Genomic DNA, 17,735 nt, shown 5'->3' on the forward strand with positions numbered 1-17,735 from the left:
CAAAGTCGGGGGGAAGTGCGGAGGGGGCGCGGCGCGTCAGCCGAGGAACGTCTTGAGTTCCTGGACGAGCTTGCGGATGTGACCGGAGAGCACCGGGGTGCCCTGGTCCTTGAAGCGCTCCCGGAACCACGGGTTGACGCTGCCGCGCCCGGAGCTGGTCACCGAGCCGACGGGGATGAACTTCACCCCGGAGCGGTGGAGGGCGGCCATGCTGTCGAACAGGGGCTGGCTCCGCCATTCGTAGAAGTCGGATATCCACACGACGACCGTGTTGCGCGGCTCGGCGATCTTCGGCTCGGCCAGCGCCATGGCGACCGTCCCGTCGGTGCCGCCGCCGAGCTGGGTGCGCAGCAGCGTCTCGAAGGGGTCATGCACCCAGGGGGTGAGGTCGAGGGCCTGCGTGTCGTACGCGATCAGGTGGACGTCAACCTTGGGCAGTCCGGCGAAGATCGACGCCAGGATGGTGCAGTTGACCATGGAGTCGACCATCGAGCCCGACTGGTCCACCACGACGATGAGCCGCTGCGGGGTCGTCTTGCGGGCGGTGTGCCGGTAGTAGAGGCGGTCGACGTAGAGCCGCTCCTCCTCCGGGCTGTAGTTGGTGAGGTTCTTCCAGATGGTGCGGTCGAGGTCGAGGTTGCGGAAGACGCGCTTGGGCGGGATCGAGCGGTCGATGGCGCCGACCGTGGCCTTCTCCACCTGGGTGCGCAGGACGTCGGCGACCTCGTCCACGAACCGCCGGATCAGGTCCTTGGCGTTGGCCAGGGCCACCCCGGAGAGGTTGTTCTTGTCGCGCAGGAGCTGTTCGACCAGCGACATGCTCGGGGTGAGCCGGGCCGCGAGCTGCGGATCGGCCAGCACCTCGCGCAGATGCATGCGCTTGACGAGGTCGGCCTCCAGGGCGCCCAGTTCGGGTCCGATCGCCGGGATCAGCCGGCTGAGGTCGGGGGTCCTGCCGCCGCCTCCGGTGCCGGTGGGGCCGACCCCGCCGGGCCCGCCGGGTCCGCGGCCGCCGCGCAGGTCGCCGGGGGCGCAGCCGAGGGCGCGCTCCAGCCAGCCGGCGTCGGACTGCCAGCGGGAGAGCTGCCCGGCGCTGACGGCTCCGCTGCCGGTCGAGAAGACGTTGAGCAGCACCTTGGAGACGAGCGCGGCACGACGCACCTCGGCGGCACCGGCGCGGGCGACCTCGGGGCCGGGGTCGGCCTCCGGGCCAGAGGGCTCGGAGTCCGCCTCCGCGCCAGAAGGCTCAGGGTCCGCTCCCGGGCCAGAAGGCTTGAGGTCCGCTTCCGGGCCAGAGGGGTCGGGGTCCGCTCCCGGGCCGGAAGGCTCGGAGTCCGCTCCCGGGCCGGAAGGCTCGGAGTCCGCTCCCGGGTCAGAGGGCTCCGGGTCGGCTTCCGTGACCATCAACCCGTCGAACTCCGCCGCCAGTTCCGGGTGGCGCTGGACGATCGAGTCGACCGACGCCTGCGGGTCCAGCAGGGCGGCCGGCAGGCCGATGTCCTCGACGACGGCGAGCCCCGCCCGCTCCAGCGCGGGCTCCTCCTCGGGGTCGAAGAGCCGGGCGAGGAGCCGCCAGTACAGCACCTGACGGCGGTTGTCGTGGGGCAGGGCCTCCACCTGGTCGTCACTCCGGTGTCCGCTCACTTCCGCAGCAGCCTTCCCGCGCGCTCCCGCAGGACGGTGACGGCGTCGGTGGCCGCCTTCTCCGCCCTGAGGCCGGCCTTGTCGGTGGTGCCGCCGGCCCACGCGCCCGCGTGCAGGGCGACGGGCTTGCGGCGTACGGTCGTCTCGACGGCGAGCGGCTGCACCCGGAACTCCCCGTCGTCCCAGCGCAGCAGGGCGATACAGGCACCGGAGGCGGCGACCGCCTCGGGGGTGAGGGGTCCGGCGGCCGGGATGCGGTCGGTGTCGACCGTGTACGGCTGTCCGGCGACCGTGAAGGTGAGGGTGTCGCCGTCCCGCCGGACCTCGTAGCCCTCCAGGAACACCGGCTCGGCGATGCGCGCGGGGTGGCGGTCCAGGGGGGCGACGGGCGGTGCGACGGCCGTGGCGAGGGCGACGCGGGCGGTGGCGAGGGCGTCGGCGGGCTCGCCCGCGCGGGCCAGCGTGTCGTCCCAGAGGAGGTCGCCCTCCTCGGTGAGGGGCATGCCGTCGAGGTCCACGGTCCGGCCCTCGCCGAGCGCCGCGAGCAGCGAGAGGTGCGGCCGCAGCAACTGCCAGACGCCCGCGGCCACGACGGTGTCCGGCTTCGGCACGGAGACGCTCGCGCGGACCAGCCGGGGCGCGGTGCCGTCGGCGGGTTCGAACACGGCGTGCACCTGGGCCTGCGCGGCGGTGGCGTGTTCGTGCAGGTCGACGCCGAGCGGCAGCAGCCGGCCGGTGGCGGGCACGGTGGCGGCCGGTTCGGCGGCGCCGGGGCAGGTCAGCAGCAGGGCACGGGCCCACAGGTCGCCCCAGCGGCGGGCCGGGATCCGGTCGAGGGCGGCGCCCGGGCAGGAGGCGGCCAGTTCGGCGGCGAACCCGTCGAGCAGCGTGGCCAGGCGGCGCAGTCCGGGCTGGGGCAGCAGGGCGGAGACGATCGGGGCGGCGCCGCCGACGAGTTCGTGGTCGATGCCCTGCCAGCCGGTGCGGGCGAGGTCGGAGAGCCAGGTGCGGGCCGCCGCCAGCAGGTTGACGGTCTGACGGTCACCGGCGGCCGTCGGTGCCGGTTCGCCGCGGGTGCGGCCGGTGGTCTCGTCCAGGACCGCCGTGAGCGCGTCGTGGGCGGCGCCCAGGAGGGCGGTGCGGCCGGCGGCGAGGGCGACGAAGTGGTCCTCACCGGCGGCACCGGCGCCGGCCTTCTCGGCGGCCTCGGCGACCACTCCCGCCAGCGGGCTGCCGGCCAGGGCGTCGGCGAGTTCCACCAGGTCGGCGGCGCGCTCGGGGCGGGGGCGCAGCAGCCCCGTGGCCAGCGCCCGGTCGAAGGCGTCCACCGCGGCGAGCGCCTCGTCGAGACCGTCCACGGGCGTGGCCGCCGTTTCCTCGCGCTCCCCCACAGGTGCCCCGGGCTCCGCCGCGCGGGTCGGCGGGAACCAGTGCATCTCCGGCAACGGCGTGGTGACCGGGGCGAGTTCGAGGTAGGCGAGGTGGCGCAGGAACCTGCTGAAGACGGGTGCGGCGAGTGTCTTGCCGTCCGCCTGCGGCGGCCGGCCGGCCGTCATGACGGCGGTGAGGGCCGCGGCGTCCGTGCCGGCTCCGGCGCCGGGCTCGACGCGCAGATAGCGGGCGACGCGATCACCGCCGTACTGGAGCACCGCCTCGGTGACCAGGGCGCGGATGTGGTTGCAGAACGAGCCGCGGGCGCCGCCGCAGGGGCGGTTGTTGTTGGTGCTGCACGCGAAGGCGTACGTGCCGGACGCGACCGACGAGACGTACACCCGCTCGATGTCCGAACCGCTGGAGACGACGCCCTGGAGGCGTCCGTCGGCCAGTTCGACGAAGGGGACCTTGGCGAGCTTGCGTGTCCGCGCGGGTGGCACCACCCGGGCCGTGCTCGACTTCTCCCAGTCCGACAACGCACCATCTCCTTCGCGGCGCAGGGCTGCGCACGCCGGATCGGCGCAGCACAGGGGGGTTGTCGCGGGCTGATCACCCCGACGCCGAAAAACCTACCGGCGACCACTGACAACGCCCTCTGGCGTCGGGCTCACGAAGGCCACGGACGTGGGCGGGAGGGTGTCTCCCGCCTCACCAAGGCCCCTCTGTCCCCAGCCCCCTGCGCTCAGCCCAGCGGCGAGCAGCCCCGGCGGGTGCGGGCGCGGCCGGCCGACCAGGCGCACAGCAGGACGACGCCGGTCGCCGCGGCCGCTCCGGTGAGGACGCCGCCGCGGGAGCGCCAGGCGAGGACGGAGCCGGTGGACAGGGCGGACAGCGCCGATCCGGCGCTCAGCCAGGACCCCACCGACACGGCGGACGCGGCGCTGCCCACCGAGCCGATCGACAGGAAGCTGCCCACGGATCCGACGGACAGGAACGAGCCCACCGAGGCGATCGACAGGGCCGAGTCCTTCGACCACAGCGAAAGCCAGGAACCGTCGGCGCCACCTCGCATCGTCATGCTTCGAGCCTACGCCGGGCCGGGCTCAGGTGCCGCTCTTCGGCCAGTCCCGGTAGGCGATCCGGGCCAGGTCACGCACCTCGCCGACCGTCCCCCACTCGTCGCGGCCCAGCCGGGCGAGCGGCTTCAGCCGGCGGATGTCGGGAAGGCCGTCCACGACCGCGTCCTCGCGCACGGCGGCGTGCACGACCTGCCCGAGGACCAGGGTGGAGTTCCCGATGCCGAGGGTGGAGTGCAGCCGGCACTCCAGGGCCACCGGCGAGGCGGCCACCCGGGGCGGCTTCACGCGCGCGGAGGGTTCCGGCTCGATGCCGACGGCCTCGAACTCGCCCTCGTGCGCCGGAAAGTCGGTGGCACTGGCATTGATCTGCTCGAACAGCGGTTCGGGCGCGAAGTTGACGACGAACTCGCCCGTCGCCTCGACGTTGCGCAGCGAGTCCTTGCGGCCGACCGACGTGAACTGCACGATCGGCGGGTCGGTGCACGCGACGGTGAAGAAGGAGTGCGGGGCGAGGTTGGCGGTCGTGCCGTCGGCGGCGAGGGTCGACACCCAGGCGATCGGCCGGGGGACGACGACGGCGGTCAGCAGCCGGTAGAAGGCTCCCGAACCCAGGGACTCGGGATCGTAGTCAACGCGCATACCGGCCATTCTCCACCCCGGGGCGGCACTGGAGACGAAGGTCACGAATTCATATCGGACATTTAACACGTCAATCTTCACACGGGCCACACACGTTCGTTAGTTTGACGCCAGGGCCGCACGACCGACTCCGGCGAACCCCGCCGACCGCGCGGCCTCCGCCGAGTCCATGGCACTCTTGTGTGCGGCCGGGTCCCGGAAGTGACCAGCACCCGGTGTGGACAGCACAACCGCCCGGCAGGGCAGGGAACTTGAGGCGTGCCCGAACCGCGGGCCGTCCGGGTCCACCGCCCCTCGGCCGGCGGAGCACGGAAGGAGTACGTCTTCCATGGCGACGGAGGTCGGCGAGCCTAGCCGGGCGGAGATCCAGCAGGCCGTCAGCGCGTTGTACGACCGGGCCGAGAGCGACACCGGGAAGTTCAACGCCACTCGCGCCAGGTCGAACGCGACCCGCAGGCCCGCCGGCGGCGCCCGGGGTTCCGGCGACGCCGCCACTGACTCCGTGGCCCGCCAGTGGTTCGACATGGTCCGCGACAACGTCGGCCCGACGCTCGCCGCCACCCTGCCCGCCGACCGGATGCCCGAGCGGCCCGCCCTGGCGGCCCGTCCGCCGCGGGAGGAGCGCCCGGCGGGCGGCGGCGGACCCCGTGAACTGGAAGCCGGACGCCGCCTCGAACTGGAGGCGCCCGAGCGGCGCGCACCCGAACTCCCCGGCGGGAGCGGAGCCGTCGCCGCGCTGCCCCCGGCCGCGCCCGCGGCCCTGCCCGCCGCCGCACCCAGCCCGTCCCGCCCGCCCCAGATGCCCGCGGGCCAACCCGGCGACACGGCCGAGCAGTTGGCGTACCGCGCGGAAGCCGCGGCGGCCTGGTCGGGCAACCCCTCCCCCGCCACCACCGGCACCGACCCGCTGACCGACACCGGCGGCATCCCCCAACTCACCGGCGGCGGCGCCCCGATGCCGAACTCCGTTGCCGCGGCGCCGACTTCGGAATACCTGACACAGGGCGGCTTCGGCACGCCGGCGGTCGCCATGACGGCACCGATGGCGGTCATCCCCTCCCCCACGCAGGCACAGGCTCCGCCGGCCGAGTACGCGACCCCGGCGGGCGGCGTCATGGCACCGACGGGCGGCTTCGCCACGGCGGCCGCCGGCTACCAGGGCGCCTCGGGCGAGTACGGCGCCCTCGCGGCCGGCATACCGACCCAGCCCGGCGGCATGGACGACATGCTGGGCGGCGGCCCGATGATCCCGGAATCCACGCTGATGTCCCCCGGGGCCGCCTCCACGGCACCGACGGCCGAGTACCTCACCCAGGGCGCGGGCTTCACGGTCCCCGTCACCGACTACGCGATGCCCGCGACGGCGGCGCCCGTCCCCGACTACGCGCCCTCGGCCATGACCGCACCGGTCACCGACTACGCCGCACCCCTCACCGACACCTTCGCGGCGCCCGCGCCCGCGCCCACGCCTTCACCCGCGCCCGAGTTCGGTGGCGCGCTGCCCGCCACCGGGTTCCCGCCGTCGGAGTTCGGCTACGCCTCCCCCGTGGTGGCGGCCTTCCTCCAGTCCACGGCGGCACCAGCACCCGCACCCGCGCCTCCGCTCGGCCAGCCGGACCCGCTCGGCATGCCCGTCACCGAATCCGGTCTCCCGTACCTGCCGTACGAGTACCCGGCACCCCAGCAGACCGCCGCCCCGGCACCACCGCCCCCTCCCATGCCCGCCCCGACACCGCCCCCCGCCCCAGCCGCACCCCCCGCCCCCACGGGCGCCACCTTCAGCGTCGGCGGCACCGCGTACCTCGGGAAGGCGGACAAGGCCCTCGCCTTCGCCCGCGCCCAGATCGGGCGGCCCTGCGTCTGGGGCGCCACCGGACCGGAGTCGTACGACCCCTCCGGCCTCAACCAGGCCGCCTGGCGGGCCGCCGGCGTCTCCCTGCCGCGCGCCACGCTCGACCAGGCCAAGGACTTCCCCCGGGTCGGTCTCGACGAACTGCGCCCCGGTGACCTGGTCTTCTTCCACGACGACCTCAGCCACACCGGCCTGGTCTCCGGCAGCGGCATGATGATCCACGCCCCGCGCCCCGGCGCGCCCATCAGCGAGGAACCGATCATGGCGGTCGGCGAGGGCACCCTGCGCGGCGCCGTACGCCCCTCCTGACACCCGCCCCGCCCCGCGCGTGTGTGGCCGAAAGCCGCGCATCGCCGGACCCGTCCCCCCGGTCACACTGGCGTCCGGTCCGTCGAACGGAAGGGTGGTCGGGGTGGGGGACGCTCAGGAGCGGTGGCGGCGCGGAGCGTCGCAGCGTGGTTCCGGCGGAGCCGGGGAGTGCCGAGGCCGGTGACATCTCGCGCACATGTTCCCGGCGACAGTGGGTGTTCGAGCTCTCTACAGTGAGCGCCATGCAGCTCCGGTACGCGTTTCGGCTCTCCCCGGATGCCGGTCAGCGCACCGCGCTGGCCAGGGCTTTCGGATGCGCCAGGGTGGTGTTCAACGATGCGGTCCGCGCCCGTGAGGACGCCCGCATGGCCGGGCAGCCGTTCCCGACGGCCGGTGAATTGTCCCGCAAGCTCATCACCGAGGCGAAGCGGACGGCCGGGCGGTCCTGGCTGAGTGAGGTCTCCGCGGTGGTGCTCCAGCAGTCCCTGCGGGACGCCGAGACCGCGTACCGCAACTTCTTCGCCTCCCTCAAGGGCACCCGCAAGGGACCGAAGCTGGGACCGCCACGGTTCAAGTCCCGTAAGGACCCTCGGCAGTCCGTCCGGTTCACCACCAACGCCCGCTGGAGCATCACCGGCAGCGGTCGGCTGAGCCTGCCGAAGATCGGCGCGGTGAAGGTGAAGTGGTCCCGCTCCCTGCCCTCCACCCCCACCTCCGTCACCGTCGTCAAGGACGCGGCCGGCAGGTATTTCGCCTCCTTCGTCATCGACACCGACCCTGCCGCTGACCAGGCACGGATGCCCGATACCGACCAGATCGTCGGCATCGATCTCGGCCTGGCTCACTTCGCCGTCCTGTCCGACGGCACGAAGATCTCCTCCCCGCGTTTTCTGCGGCGGGCGGAGAAGAAGCTGAAGATGGCCCAGCGGGAGCTGTCCCGCAAGCGGAAGGGATCGAAGAACCGTGCCAAGGCCCGTCTGAAGGTCGCCCGTGCCCACGCCAGAGTTGCTGATGCGCGCCGCGAGTTTCACCACCAGCTCTCCACCAGGCTGATCTCCGAGAACCAAGGGATCGCCGTGGAGGACCTGTCGGTGGCGGGGCTGGCCCGTACAAGACTGGCCAAGTCCGTGCACGACGCCGGTTGGGCATCCTTCATCAGCATGCTCGAATACAAAGCGGAACGATACGGGCGGACCCTGGTCAGGATCGGCCGGTTCGAGCCGACCTCCCAGACCTGCTCCACCTGCGGCACCGTAGACGGGCCCAAACCCCTCAACGTGAGGGAATGGACCTGTAGTGCCTGCGGCACCCTCCACGACCGGGACCACAATGCCGCGATCAACGTGAAGACGGCCGCCGGACTGGCGGTATCGGCCTGCGGAGCGTCGGTAAGACCGGGAGCGATCCCGGCACAGCGCGAAGAAACAGGAAGCCACGGATTCCCGACCGGAAACCGTGCCGCGTAGCGACACGGCACCCGGCCTGGAAGGCCAGAATCCTCGGGCTTCAGCACGAGGAGCAAGTCAAGAGATCAGGGACCTGACGGTGGTCCTGCCCACCGACGGGTGAGCCGGTCGACGGCGGCGGGCCGGGTCAGCGCAGGGCGGTGCTGCCGGAGCGCATCTGGGCGCGGCGGGCGTTGTTGTAGGCGCGCAGGAGGAGCTTGGAGACGGCGCACGGGGCGTTGTCGTAGTGGCACTGGCGGCAGGTGCGCAGGTGCTCCTCGTAGGCGACGCGGGCCTCGTGCAGGGCTTCCTCGGGCGAGGGCATAGGGATCCTCCGAAGGGTACGACGAATCGCGGCGGCCTTTGCTACTTGCGAGTAGGCCACCCATCAGACGGCAGCAGATCATGTTACTTACGGTAGTGGAAACTCGGATTCCGGCCGCCCGCGGAATCCGTCGTCCCGCGGGCGCCGCGCATCGGCGCACCGGTCCGTGCGCGCCAAGGACCGCACGGGGGACGCGTGATGTGGTGGAAAACCGAACTACGGAGGGACGCGGGCCGGCGGGGAGCGGTCGTTCCGGTGGCATCCGGAGAGTTGCGCTGCGTAGCGGAAGCGGCCGGGAGGCGGCGGTCGCGCGGTGGTCACCCGGCGGGTGAGGGCGCCGTTGTGAGAGGCCGTCAGGGATGCGAGGATGCGCGCGAGCCGAGGCCCGTCCGGTGCCTCGTCCCGTGTACGACCCCTGGAGGACCAGCGTGAACCACGAGGACGACGGCCCGCGGGCGGCGGCGGTGTTCGACGCGCTCGGCCCCGCCTACGAGAAGGCGTTCGCGCACTCCTCGGCCCACCACGCCTCCCTGGACCGGCTCCTGGGCCGGCTCGCGCCGGGCAGCCGGGTGCTGGACGTCGGCAGCGGGACCGGCCGGCCGACCGCGCAGACTCTGGTGTCCGCGGGCCACCGCGTGCTGGGCGTCGACGTCTCCCCGGTGATGGTGGAGCTGGCCTCCCGGCAGGTTCCCGGCGCCGAGTTCCGGCTCGCGGACGTGAGCGAACTCACGCTGGAGGACGGCTCGTTCGACGCGGTCTGCGTCTATTTCTCGCTGCTCCAGATGGACCGCCCCGGGCAGGCCGGGCTGATCGCCCGGCTCGCGCGGGCGCTCGCGCCGGGTGGCGCGCTGGTGCTCGCCACGGTGCCGCTGGACGTGGACGGCGTCGACGCCGTCTTCATGGGGCAGCCGGTGCGGGTGACGAGTTTCACGGCCGAGGACCTCCTCGGCGTGGTGCGGGACGCGGGCCTGACCGTACTGGCCGAGGAGAGCGTGCTGTTCACCCCCGACCACCCCGAGGCCGTGCCCGAGCCCCATCTCTTCCTGCACTGCGAGAAGCCGTAGCGGCACCCCGGGCCGTCGCCTAGACGTCGGCCCGCGACGCGAGCGCCACCACCAGTGCGGCGGATCCGGTGCCGAGGAGCGCCCCGGCGACCACGTCGCCCGGGTAGTGGACGCCCGTGTGCACCCGGGAGTAGCCGACCGCGCAGGCCAGCAGGCCCAGCGGGACGGCGGCGACCGGGAAGGCCGGGCCGACGGCGGCCGCGAAGGCGACGGCCGAGGCGGTGTGCCCGGAGGGGAAGGACGCGGAGTCCGGCATCGGCACATGGCGGCCCGGGAACGGCGAGTCCTCCGCGCGGTGCGGCCGGGGCCGGCGCACCAGCCGCTTGCCGAGCAGGTTGGCGGTGGCGGAGGCGACCCCGACGGCCGCGACGCCCATCGCCGCGGCCCGGCGCGGCCGGCGCCCGCACAGGGCGAGGCCCGCGGCGACCGCGAAGGAGATCTTGGAGTGGTCGGCGGCCGCGGAGAGCCGGCGCAGCGCGGTGTCCAGGGCGGGTGTCCTGGTGACCGTGACCGTCTCGTACAGGGCCTGGTCCATGGTGGCCAGGTCGCTGACGAGACTCAGCGCGGAGATCTTCTGGCGGCGGTCAGACATCGTAGGCATCCTTGATCGTACGGGGGTCGGGGCGGCCGAGCGCGAGGCGGACGATCCGCCGCCAGTCGACCGTGGGAGGCGCGTAGGCGGCGCCCGGGCGGTGCCGCGGCACCCGGACCCGCAGCGCGCCGGGGCGGACCGTGCACACCACGGGGGTGGGCAGGTCGAGGGCCTCGCCGTCCACGGCGACCGGCACGGTCTCCCGGTCGGCCTCGACGACCACGCGGCGGGCGGTGAGCGAGGTGATGCCGCTGGCCCGCTCGCCGAGCAGCGCCAGTTCGGCGGCCTGGGCGGCCCCCTCGACCCGGACGCCGATGACACCGAGCAGACCGGTCTCGAGGCGGGGCCGGCGGCCGCCGCCCAGCGGATCGGCGCGGGCGTAGGGGTTGTTGCTGACGAGGAGGGCCTGCGGGGCGTGGATCGAGGAGTCGTCGGCCCGGACGTCCAGGGTGGTGCCGGCCTGGCCCTGGAGCAGGTCGGGCAGGTGTTCCAGCGCGGTGGTGGCCTTGGCGTCGCGGTACTCGGGGCTCTGCACTATCTCCGCGTACGCCCCGAAGGAGACGGTGTTGACGAAGGCGCGGCCGCCGACGTCCCCGAGGTCGACGCGGAGTTCCACGCCGTGGGTGAGGGCGTCGAGGCTCAGCACCGGGTCGCTGCGGTCCAGGCCGAGGTCCATGGCGAAGTGGTTGCGGGTGCCGGCCGCGACGACCAGGAACGGCAGGTCGTGTTCGGCGGCCACGGCGGCCACCAGGGCCTGGGTGCCGTCGCCGCCCGCGACCCCGAGCAGGTCCGCGCCGTCGGCGACGGCCTGCCGGGCCTCGGCGACGGGGTCGGTGTGGCCGTCGTCGGTGCCGAGCAGCACCACGCGGGCGCCCAGCGCCTCCGCGCGTTCCACGAGGTGGTGCTTGACGACCTTGCCGCCGCCCGACTTCACGTTCATGATCAGCACCGGGCGGCGGGGCGGCAGCGCCTTGCGTCCGTGGTGGCCCTTGGGGCGGCGCACGGTGCGCAGGGCGGCGCGGGCGGCGGCGAGGGCGGCCGCCCAGAGCGCCAGCGCGCCCACCGCGACGACCCACAGGCCGGACGCGGCGTACAGCACCAGCACGGCGACCGGCGCGGTCACCGCGAGGAGGGCGCCCAGCAGCCGGGCGCCGCCGCGGTGCGCGAGCATCCACCACACGCCGGCCCCGGCGAGGCCCAGTCCGGCGAGCCCGACGAGCAGCACCAGCCAGCCGCCGGAGCCGGAGCCGCCCGCGACGACGGCGGCGCATCCGGCGACCATCAGCAGCGCGACCCGCGCCCAGAGCCGGGCGCGCGCGACGAGGTCATGACCGGTGCGTTCGTCCGGCCAGGGTCTCGTCGGAGCGGATCCGCGTGTCTCGTTCACCGTGCGTCCGCCATGCCCCGGGACTCCTCGTCGTGCGGTCGGTTGCTCGTCCTGCGGTTCGTCGTCGGTCAATTGTCCATGCCGCAGCAGCCTGATGTGCCGGCGGAGTCCCCGGGCACCTCCAGTCGGCAGAAGCAGGACGCCCGGACGGGTACGTCGGCCAGCGCGGCGGCGAACTTGAGCTGGTGGGCGACGATCCGGGCCTCGTCGTCCTTGCCCTGCCGGACCAGGCACTCGTGGAGTCCGTGCAGCGACCAGACGTTGCCGGGGTGCTGGGAGGGGCGCGGCAGGCTGTCGTCGAGGCCGAGGTCGGCGCGGTAGACCGCCTCGGCCTCCGCGATCCGGCCCTGCTCCAGCAGCAGGGCGCCGTAGGCGTGCCGGGTGGGCTGCATCCAGCCCCACGGCTCGTCGTAGGGCAGGGCGTCGTCCAGGGCGATCGAGCGCTCCAGGGCGGCGAAGGCGAGGTCGTGGTGGCCCTTGCGGTACTCCAGTTCGCCGTCCAGCATCGCGGCGGCGACGGCGAGGATGTCGTGGCAGGTGTTGTTGAACAGCATCCGGGTCTCCGGGACCCGGTCCACCGCCGCCCGGAACAGCGCGCGTTCGGCCTCGGCCTCCTCGACCCGGCCGGTGGCGGACAGGGCGACGCCGCGCGCGTAGTGGAAGAGGGCGGTCGTCATGCGGTACAGCCCGGGGTCCGCGGGGCGCGGCAGGGCGAGGATGTCCTGCCAGCGGCCGAAGCGGATCAGGACGTGGAAGCGCATCCCGAGGAAGGCTTCGAGCCAGTCGGCCATCGGCGGGCTCGGCACCCGCAGCAGCTCCTCGGGGATCGACTCCTCCAGCCGGTCCGCGGCCTCGAGGGCCGTCTCGTACCGGCCGAGGAACAGGGCGCCGTAGATCTTGAAGTGGTGGTTGTGCGACCGGTACAGCGTGTAGAAGTTCATCGCGCCGGCCCGCGCGAGGTACTTCTCGTCGGCGGCGATCGCCGCGGTGTTGTCGGTGACGACGCGCCGGTAGTCGCCGCAGAGCACGTCCAGATGGGACGGCATGTGCTGGAGGTGCCCGGCGTCGGGCACCAGGCCGCGCAGCCGGTCGGCGACCCGGAGGGCGGCCTCGGGGGTCGGGGACATCTCCATCAGGTGGATGTAGAAGTGCAGGATTCCGGGGTGCCGGGCGGCGGGGGCGGTGGCGAGCGCGCGGTCGAGGACGTCCTCGGCCTCCCGGGTGCGGGCGCCCTCGGCGGGCGCACCGGTGCGCAGGTCCCAGAGCTGCCAGGGGGTGAGGTTCATCAGCGCGTCGGCGTACAGCGCGGCCACGTCCAGATCGTCGGGGGCGAGGTCGTGGACGGCGCGCATGGCGTCGGCGTACGGCTCGTTCCACACCGAGCAGTCCTTCGCCGGGCCGGACTGCGGGTAGCGGGCGCGCAGGGCGCCGATCAGGGCGCGTTCGACGGGGGTGGCGTCGGCGGCCTTCTCGTGCGCCCGTTCCACGGCGGCGTGGGTGCGGGCGACGGTCCGGGTGAGGTCCTCCTCGTCGAAGAACTCCCAGGGCTTGTTGTAGTTGGGGCCGAGCGCGTAGGCGATGCCCCAGTGGGCCATCGCGCAGTCGGGGTCGGCGCGGACGGCGGCCTCGAAGCAGACGACGGCCTCCTCGTGGTGGAAGGCGTACGACCACACGAGGCCGCGGTCGAACCATCGCTGGGCCTCGGGCGAGGTGGTCGTCACGGGCCAGCCGTGGCTGCCGAGGTCGTAGGGGTACTCCGTGGATTGCATGGCTCTCCCGTCGTCGCGCGCGCTTCGAGCGACGTATACCGCGCGGGCCGGGTCCCTGGGGGGACTTGGCGGGCGGAGCACCCGTACGGGAGGCGGGCGGGACGCACGAAGGGGCCCGTCGGCACTGCTGCACAGTGCCGACGGGCCCCTCACCCGCATACGGGTCCTGCTGCGGGGTCAGTCCTTGCGGAAGGCCGTGCGGCGCAGGAGGACGAAGCCGCCGATCAGGAGCAGAGCGCCGGCCGCGGCGGGCCAGAGCTGGGCGCCCGTCTCGGCCAGGCTGCCCCCGACGGCCTGCGGCTGGGTCTGGGGCTGCGTCTGCGGGCCGGTGTCGTCCACGGGAGTGGTCGACCCCTGGTCGCCCTGGGCTTCCTGACCGCCCTGGTCGTCCTGGCCGGCCGGTGCGGCGGACTGCTCCGGGGGCGCGGTGGCGGCGTCGCCGACCTCGCCCTTGCCGCCGTTGCCGGCACCGGCGCCGGGCTTGGTGTCGGCCTTGGCCGACGCCTTCGGGGACGGCTTGTCGTAGATCTTCGGGTCCTGGGTCACGGGGGTGTCGCCACCGGCGTTGTCGTTGCCGGCGTTGTCGTTGCCGCCGTTGTTGTTCCCGTTGTCGTTGCCGCCGTTGTCATTGCCGCCGTCGGCCGGGGGCTCGGGGGACTGGGCGGGCGGGTTCTCGGCGCCGTTGTCGCCACCGGCGTTGCCGCCGTTGCCGCCGCCGTTGTTGTTCCCGCCGCCGTTGTTGTTCCCGTCGTCGCCGCCGCCGTTGCCGTTGTCGCCACCGCCGTTGTCGCCACCGCCGTTGTCACCGCCACCGGTGCCGGCGCCGCACGTGCGGCCCTCGTTGATGCAGGCGACCATCTCGCGCATCAGGTCCTCGCCGAAGACGTTGATGAAGTCGCCGTGGTCGGTGACCGGCTTGTGGAGCTGCTCGGGGAAGGAGTCCACCGCGAAGAGCGGAGTGGTCCGGCCGCCGTCGGCCAGGCTCGGCGCGTCGACGTCGTACACGATGCGCTGGACGAGCTGCGGGATGGCCTTGAAGCCGTTGGCGCAGCTTCCGTCGGCGGCGGCGAAGGCCACGTGGGTGCGGTGGTTGGCGCTGTCGATGTTCGAGCCGTCCCAGCAGCTCTGGAAGCGGAAGGTGCGCACCACGTCGCTGCCCTGCGGGCAGAGCGGGTACTTGTCCTTGACCTGCCGGTCCTCGAAGCCGGTGCAGCTCCAGGAGGCGTTGGCGTTGACCGGGCCGTTGACGAACGCCTTGGCGTCGCCGGTGATGATGCGCAGCAGCCGCGGCATCTCCGTGACCTTGGACTGCGCGTTGCCGACGAAGGTCATCGTGACGGCCTTGGGCGTGACGATCTCGCCGGCGTTGCCCTCGACGCCGCCGCCGGGGCTGTTCGCGTCCTTCTCCTGGGTGCCGTTCTGGAGACGGATGACGGGCCAGAAGTAGCTGGACTTGTCGTCCTGGTCCACGCAGGACGTCTGGGCGTTGGCCAGGTCCTCGTCCGAGGCGAAGGCGTCGTTGGACTGGTTGCCGACGTAGTCGTGGAAGTGGTGGGCGCCGTTGGTGACACCCGGGGCGACGATCACGTTGTCCGAGTTGAACAGGCCGTTCTCGTTGACGCCGCAGCTCGTGGCGAAGGTGCCGCGGGAGGGGCCGGAGGCCGGGTTCGCGCCCTGGCCGCCGGGCTGGACGGACTTGATGTCCACGTAGTCCGCGGCGACGGGACCGTTGCCGGCCTGACCGCCGTTGCCCTGCTGGCCGCCACCGTTCTGGCCCTGGTCCTGACCGCCCTGGCCGCCCTGCTGGCCGTCGTTCTGGCCCTGGCCCTGGTCGCCCTGGTCGCCCTGGTTCTGGCCGCCCTGGTCCTGACCGCCGCCGCCCTGCTCGCCGTTGCCCTGCTCGCCGGCCTGGTCGTCGGCCGTGCGCAGGGTGCAGGCGGCGAACTCCTCGAGGCCCTGCGGGCGGTCGCCGACACGGTCGATGGCGATCGAGATGCGCTCGATGGTCGCCGCGCGCTTCTCCTTCAGGGGGTTCATGACCGCGTTGTCGGCGAAGCCGGCGTCCTCGCGCACGGACTGGGCCGAGTCCTGGAGCTGGCGGTAGGCCGCGGCTATCTGCTGGTCCAGGTTGGCCAGTTCGCGGTCGACCTCCTCGCCGGCCTGCTGCGGCACATCGGTGAGCCGGGTGCCGACGTCGGGGCAGTCGATGGTGACGGAACCCGAGGTCCAGGGCTTTCCACCGTCGTCCTCCGTGGCGGAGGCGTAGACGTTGGCCGCCATGAGCCCGCCACCGCCGAGCATGAGCGCGACCGCCGCGAAGGTCGCGCGCCGTCCGCCCGTGGGGCGTCTGCGCCTGTTGTGTACCAAGGGTTGCTCCTACGCGTCGTGGTCGGCGGCGGACAATAAATCCCCCCGGTCCCATACGCGGCCCGGTGCGGAAGTGTTCAACCGTCCCGGAAATTCATAGCAACATCTCAGATCGCGCCTCTCACCTGGGTACATGGAGCCGCACCCGGAGCCACTCCCGCAACAGGCGTCGCAGACGCACCCCCTGACCGTGCAGCAGCCCGAGGGCGACGGCGGCGGCCACGGCGATCAGATGCTCGCGTCCGGCGAGGTTGGGTCTGACGACGGACTCCACGAGCATCGAGCCACCGGTGAGCGTGAACAGTACGGGGGCCCGGCGCAGGACCGCCAGATAGGTGAAGAGGCCGACGACCGCGGCGGACGGCCCGGTGTCCAGCACCTGCCCCGCCTCGGGCGGCAGCCCGAACCCCCACCCGTCCGGTCCGGCCGCGAGCATGAGCCGCACCGTGAGGGTGCCGGCGAGCGTGGCGGCGTAGGCGACGGCGAGGGTCCTGGCGCGTCCGAGGGTCAGCTCGGCGAGCGCGAAGGCGAGGAAGAGCTGCGCGATACCGCCCCACACGGGCAGATCGAGCGCGGGCACGTAGAGCGAGACGGGAGTCCGCAACAAGGCCACCCACAACGGCAGATCCCCCTGCACCCCACCGAGCGTCCGCACGACCTCGGCCCCACCGGGCCGCTGGGCGAGGGCATGGAAGAAGACGACACCCCCACAGGCCACGAACGCCAGCACCAGCCCCCCGGGCCCCCGCCGCCGCAACCTCCGCAACGGATCGACGACGATCCCCTCCCACTCCCCCCACACCACCCGCCGGACGAACCGAAGCCCACGCCACCGCCGCGCTCCCCCCGGGGCCGCGGCCTCCACCACGACAAGCTCGTCCCCGTCCGCCCGCTCCACCTCCGGACTCACGACACTCACGGCTACCCCCACACTCCTCTCACCGACCCACCCGCCCCGCCCCGGCACGGCCCACCGACAAAGACGCGAAGACGCCCCGCGAGGATCACTGACGCGCCCTACCACCCGGTAACCACCACTCCCCTCCCCTCGGTTAAAGTTCCCCGCCGGTACCGAAGCCGGCTGGGGTCATGTCACGAGGGGGAGATTCAGGTGCGTGCAGGGGTGGGGAACGTGGGGCGGGGGCTCGTCGTCCTCGGGATGGTGGCGGGGCTGGCCGCCGTCGCCGGGTGCTCGGGTGGGGAGAGCGGGGGATCCGAGAGTGTGGGGGCCTCGGCGAGTCCCACCGTCGGTGTCGCGAAGCGTGGGGCGTCGGTCGGGGCGGACGGGTCGGCGTGTGAGCTGCCCGTCACCTTCGACACCGCCGAGTTCTGGAAGCCGAAGGCGGTCGACGCGGCGGCGGCGACGGAGGAGGGCGGTGACCTGGGGGAGCTGGCGGACGCGTTCCTGCGGCAGGGGCCCGTCACCGTGGCCTGTGAGATCGACGCCAAGCCCGCCGGGAAGATCGGCTTCCTGCGGGTGTACACCGGCGAGGCGGGCGACGCCGAGCCGCGCGCGGTGCTGGAGGAGTTCGTGGCCGCCGCCGAGGATGTGAGCGGAGCCGAGTACCGGTCGGTCGAGGCCGGCGAGGTCGACGCCGTCGAGGTCGAGTATCAGACCACGAGCGAGCTGCTGGAGGAGACGAAGAAGGAGCGCGCCCTCGCGGTCGGGACGCCGGACGGGACCGTGATCCTGCACCTGGGCGGCATGGACACGCAGGAGCACGAGGCGATGCTCCCGGCGTACGAGCTGGCCAGGAGCACCCTGCGCGTCTCCGGCTGAGGCTCCCGCGCGGGCCGGTGCGCGGCGCCGTTCGGCGGCCCGCGGGATGCAGACCGGCCCCGGTGTGGCGCATTCTTGCTGTGTCGCCCACGCGGCGGCACGGACGAGG

General features: G+C 73.4%; 14 protein-coding genes and 1 pseudogene. 4 read left to right on the forward strand and 11 right to left on the reverse strand.

Going from position 1 to position 17,735, the window contains the following annotated elements; translation table 11 throughout:
• Positions 1-36: 36 nt before the first annotated feature.
• From G6W55_RS02035 to G6W55_RS02050, 5 genes and pseudogenes are all read right to left on the reverse strand, one after another.
• Positions 37-1,644, reverse strand: a complete 1,608-nt coding sequence (locus G6W55_RS02035) for a VWA domain-containing protein (protein ID WP_175519017.1) — start codon at positions 1,642-1,644, stop codon at positions 37-39.
• Positions 1,641-3,080 (reverse strand): hypothetical protein, encoded by a 1,440-nt coding sequence (locus tag G6W55_RS02040; protein WP_254876086.1) that lies wholly within the window; start codon positions 3,078-3,080, stop codon positions 1,641-1,643. Before G6W55_RS02040 ends, G6W55_RS02035 begins: the two co-directional genes overlap by 4 nt.
• Positions 3,054-3,554: pseudogene (locus G6W55_RS38455) on the reverse strand (hypothetical protein); the annotation flags it as partial. The gene G6W55_RS02040 and the pseudogene G6W55_RS38455, both read right to left, overlap by 27 nt.
• Positions 3,555-3,760: 206 nt before the next feature.
• Positions 3,761-4,096 (reverse strand): hypothetical protein, encoded by a 336-nt coding sequence (locus G6W55_RS02045; protein ID WP_254876049.1) that lies wholly within the window; start codon positions 4,094-4,096, stop codon positions 3,761-3,763.
• Between the two features lie 25 nt (positions 4,097-4,121).
• Complete coding sequence (locus G6W55_RS02050) at positions 4,122-4,736, reverse strand: flavin reductase family protein (protein ID WP_175519019.1); 615 nt, start codon at positions 4,734-4,736, stop codon at positions 4,122-4,124.
• Positions 4,737-5,064: 328 nt separating this feature from the next.
• On the opposite strand from G6W55_RS02050, the gene G6W55_RS38460 reads away from it, so the two are divergent.
• Positions 5,065-6,897: an NlpC/P60 family protein gene (locus G6W55_RS38460; protein ID WP_254876050.1), complete on the forward strand. Its 1,833-nt coding sequence runs from the start codon at positions 5,065-5,067 to the stop codon at positions 6,895-6,897.
• Between the two features lie 242 nt (positions 6,898-7,139).
• Positions 7,140-8,363: an RNA-guided endonuclease TnpB family protein gene (locus G6W55_RS02060; RefSeq protein ID WP_175519020.1), complete on the forward strand. Its 1,224-nt coding sequence runs from the start codon at positions 7,140-7,142 to the stop codon at positions 8,361-8,363.
• A gap of 127 nt (positions 8,364-8,490) precedes the next feature.
• Here G6W55_RS02060 and G6W55_RS02065 read toward each other — a convergent pair whose 3' ends face one another.
• Positions 8,491-8,667: a hypothetical protein gene (locus tag G6W55_RS02065; protein ID WP_167797308.1), complete on the reverse strand. Its 177-nt coding sequence runs from the start codon at positions 8,665-8,667 to the stop codon at positions 8,491-8,493.
• A gap of 428 nt (positions 8,668-9,095) precedes the next feature.
• On the opposite strand from G6W55_RS02065, the gene G6W55_RS02070 reads away from it, so the two are divergent.
• Entirely contained in the window at positions 9,096-9,731 is a 636-nt protein-coding gene (locus tag G6W55_RS02070; protein WP_309243600.1) for a class I SAM-dependent methyltransferase, read from the forward strand.
• Positions 9,732-9,750: 19 nt separating this feature from the next.
• On the opposite strand, the gene G6W55_RS02075 is transcribed toward G6W55_RS02070, so the two are convergent.
• From G6W55_RS02075 to G6W55_RS02095, 5 genes are all read right to left on the reverse strand, one after another.
• Positions 9,751-10,323 (reverse strand): phosphatase PAP2 family protein, encoded by a 573-nt coding sequence (locus G6W55_RS02075; RefSeq protein WP_175519022.1) that lies wholly within the window; start codon positions 10,321-10,323, stop codon positions 9,751-9,753.
• Complete coding sequence (locus G6W55_RS02080) at positions 10,316-11,605, reverse strand: diacylglycerol kinase family protein (RefSeq protein WP_175519177.1); 1,290 nt, start codon at positions 11,603-11,605, stop codon at positions 10,316-10,318. The genes G6W55_RS02075 and G6W55_RS02080 overlap by 8 nt, the downstream gene beginning before the upstream one ends.
• Positions 11,606-11,778: 173 nt before the next feature.
• Entirely contained in the window at positions 11,779-13,479 is a 1,701-nt protein-coding gene (locus G6W55_RS02085) for a hypothetical protein (protein ID WP_175519023.1), read from the reverse strand.
• 177 nt (positions 13,480-13,656) lie between these two features.
• Positions 13,657-15,759 carry a DUF1996 domain-containing protein gene (locus G6W55_RS02090; protein ID WP_175519178.1) on the reverse strand — a complete coding sequence of 701 codons (2,103 nt, stop codon included), beginning with the start codon at positions 15,757-15,759 and terminating at the stop codon, positions 13,657-13,659.
• 208 nt (positions 15,760-15,967) lie between these two features.
• Complete coding sequence (locus G6W55_RS02095; protein ID WP_375372415.1) at positions 15,968-16,765, reverse strand: hypothetical protein; 798 nt, start codon at positions 16,763-16,765, stop codon at positions 15,968-15,970.
• Between the two features lie 192 nt (positions 16,766-16,957).
• On the opposite strand from G6W55_RS02095, the gene G6W55_RS02100 reads away from it, so the two are divergent.
• Positions 16,958-17,626: a lipoprotein gene (locus G6W55_RS02100; protein WP_309243601.1), complete on the forward strand. Its 669-nt coding sequence runs from the start codon at positions 16,958-16,960 to the stop codon at positions 17,624-17,626.
• Positions 17,627-17,735 lie beyond the last annotated feature (109 nt).

Origin of the sequence: Streptomyces sp. CAI-85 (genome assembly GCF_013363615.1) — a bacterium.
Lineage (GTDB): Bacteria > Actinomycetota > Actinomycetes > Streptomycetales > Streptomycetaceae > Streptomyces > Streptomyces antibioticus_B.

Excerpts from the sequence above, each read along its gene's own strand:
- G6W55_RS02040 (WP_254876086.1), bottom strand. The coding sequence starts at position 3,080 with ATGCACTGGTTCCCGCCGACCCGCGCGGCGGAGCCCGGGGCACCTGTG.
- G6W55_RS02045 (WP_254876049.1), bottom strand. The coding sequence starts at position 4,096 with ATGACGATGCGAGGTGGCGCCGACGGTTCCTGGCTTTCGCTGTGGTCG.
- G6W55_RS02050 (WP_175519019.1), bottom strand. The coding sequence starts at position 4,736 with ATGCGCGTTGACTACGATCCCGAGTCCCTGGGTTCGGGAGCCTTCTAC.
- G6W55_RS38460 (WP_254876050.1), top strand. The coding sequence starts at position 5,065 with ATGGCGACGGAGGTCGGCGAGCCTAGCCGGGCGGAGATCCAGCAGGCC.
- G6W55_RS02060 (WP_175519020.1), top strand. The coding sequence starts at position 7,140 with ATGCAGCTCCGGTACGCGTTTCGGCTCTCCCCGGATGCCGGTCAGCGC.
- G6W55_RS02065 (WP_167797308.1), bottom strand. The coding sequence starts at position 8,667 with ATGCCCTCGCCCGAGGAAGCCCTGCACGAGGCCCGCGTCGCCTACGAG.
- G6W55_RS02075 (WP_175519022.1), bottom strand. The coding sequence starts at position 10,323 with ATGTCTGACCGCCGCCAGAAGATCTCCGCGCTGAGTCTCGTCAGCGAC.
- G6W55_RS02080 (WP_175519177.1), bottom strand. The coding sequence starts at position 11,605 with ATGGTCGCCGGATGCGCCGCCGTCGTCGCGGGCGGCTCCGGCTCCGGC.
- G6W55_RS02085 (WP_175519023.1), bottom strand. The coding sequence starts at position 13,479 with ATGCAATCCACGGAGTACCCCTACGACCTCGGCAGCCACGGCTGGCCC.
- G6W55_RS02090 (WP_175519178.1), bottom strand. The coding sequence starts at position 15,759 with ATGGCGGCCAACGTCTACGCCTCCGCCACGGAGGACGACGGTGGAAAG.